This is a genomic window from Pseudomonas sp. ANT_J28 (assembly GCF_008370005.1).
GTDB lineage: Bacteria > Pseudomonadota > Gammaproteobacteria > Pseudomonadales > Pseudomonadaceae > Aquipseudomonas > Aquipseudomonas frigoris.
Genome location: NZ_VOBM01000098.1, coordinates 1 through 1412 on the forward strand (window position 1 = coordinate 1; position 1412 = coordinate 1412).

The window sequence follows — 1412 nt, forward strand, 5'->3', positions numbered from 1 at the left end:
CAGCTGCTATGTATGGACTCGCCCCCACTGTCTACCCGCTTTTGAAAAACCGCCGCCCCGTTGCATCTATGTATCAGGCCTATTCGAAGAAGCCGTCTTCGGCTTCTGGCCAAAATTGGAAGAGCTCGTGGTATGCCGATTACAGTCAGGCCTCGAAGGCCAGTAGCAGCTTAGGCATCAATCCACGCCGGTCTTACCTGGGGTCAATTTTTTTTCAGCAAAGGGTCGGACAGTTAGTACCTCGGTGGCAGAACTCTGTTACTCAGTGGCTCATCGTCGCTTGCTGGCCATCACCAGCGTGGCGACGATAAGTCTGGTCATTCTGTAAAAGCACCCAGACGATTCGCAGGTTGCGGTTGGCTAGCCTGATCGCAGCCTCCTTACGGCCCAGCCGGCTCATCCAGCGTAACAAACGGCGGTCATCGGGTTGCTGGGAATCAGGTCGTAGTTGTTGCAGCACCGCATGGGCTCCCTGGATCATCAGGCTGCGTAAATAAACATCACCTCGCTTGGTCATGTCCCCCAGCCGGACCGTATTCCCGCTGCTGTGCTGGTCAGGCACCATGCCAAAGTACGCGGCAAACTTGCGGGCATTGGGAAATCGCTCAGGCTTGGTTTCCTTGGCCACCAGTGCCGTGGCCGTGACTGGGCCGATGCCGCGCACAGTCATCAGTCGCTTCGCCGTCATGTCGGCGTTGGCAGCCACTTCCAGGCGTCCCGTCAGCACGCTGATGCGCTCGCCCAAATGGCGCCACTCGGCCAACAGTTCGTCGATCAGTTCACGCAGCAGGCCCGGCACTGGCTGGGTAGCATCTTCCAGTATCCGCGGAATTTTCTGGCTGATCGCAACATCGCCCTGCGCCAAGGCCACGCCGTGCTCAAGCAGCAGGCCGCGCATCTGATTACTTACTGCCGTGCGCCGACGCACATAGCCCTGACGGGCGCGATGCAGCGCCTGCATTGCCAGCGCTGCGACGCTTTTGACCGGTACTGCGCAGATTTTTTCATCGCGACCAGCCCGCAGAATTGCCAGCGCATCGTTGCGATCATTTTTAGGCCCGCTGCGATGTGTGGCCACCAAACCGGCTGGAAGAATCCGCGCCAGATTGCCTTGGTTTTGCAGCTGCCGGGCCCAGGCTTGAGCACCCGGACCGGTCTCCATCAAAACCACGACATGAGGCGGCAACTGGCGGAGAAATTCATAAAACGCCTCGCGAGACTTGATCCGCTGCTCGTAGTGCACTTGGCCGAGGACGTCTTCGCCAGCGACCTGAAAGACCTGCTTGGCCAGATCGACCGCCACGGTTGTGCAGGCCGACAAATCGGAAGAAGACAGGGATTGATCAATCGAACTATGATTTTTCATGGACTCGCCCTCGCTGTCGTTGGCTGTTTAGACTGCCACCGTGGCG

Annotated in this window: 1 protein-coding gene; it reads right to left on the bottom strand. The window is 58.5% G+C overall.

Annotated features, from left to right (window positions below; translation table 11 throughout):
- Positions 1 to 262 precede the first annotated feature (262 nt).
- Positions 263 to 1321, bottom strand: coding sequence for an IS110 family transposase (locus tag FQ187_RS29830; protein ID WP_149632224.1), 1059 nt, complete (start codon positions 1319 to 1321; stop codon positions 263 to 265).
- Between the last annotated feature and the right edge of the window lie 91 nt (positions 1322 to 1412).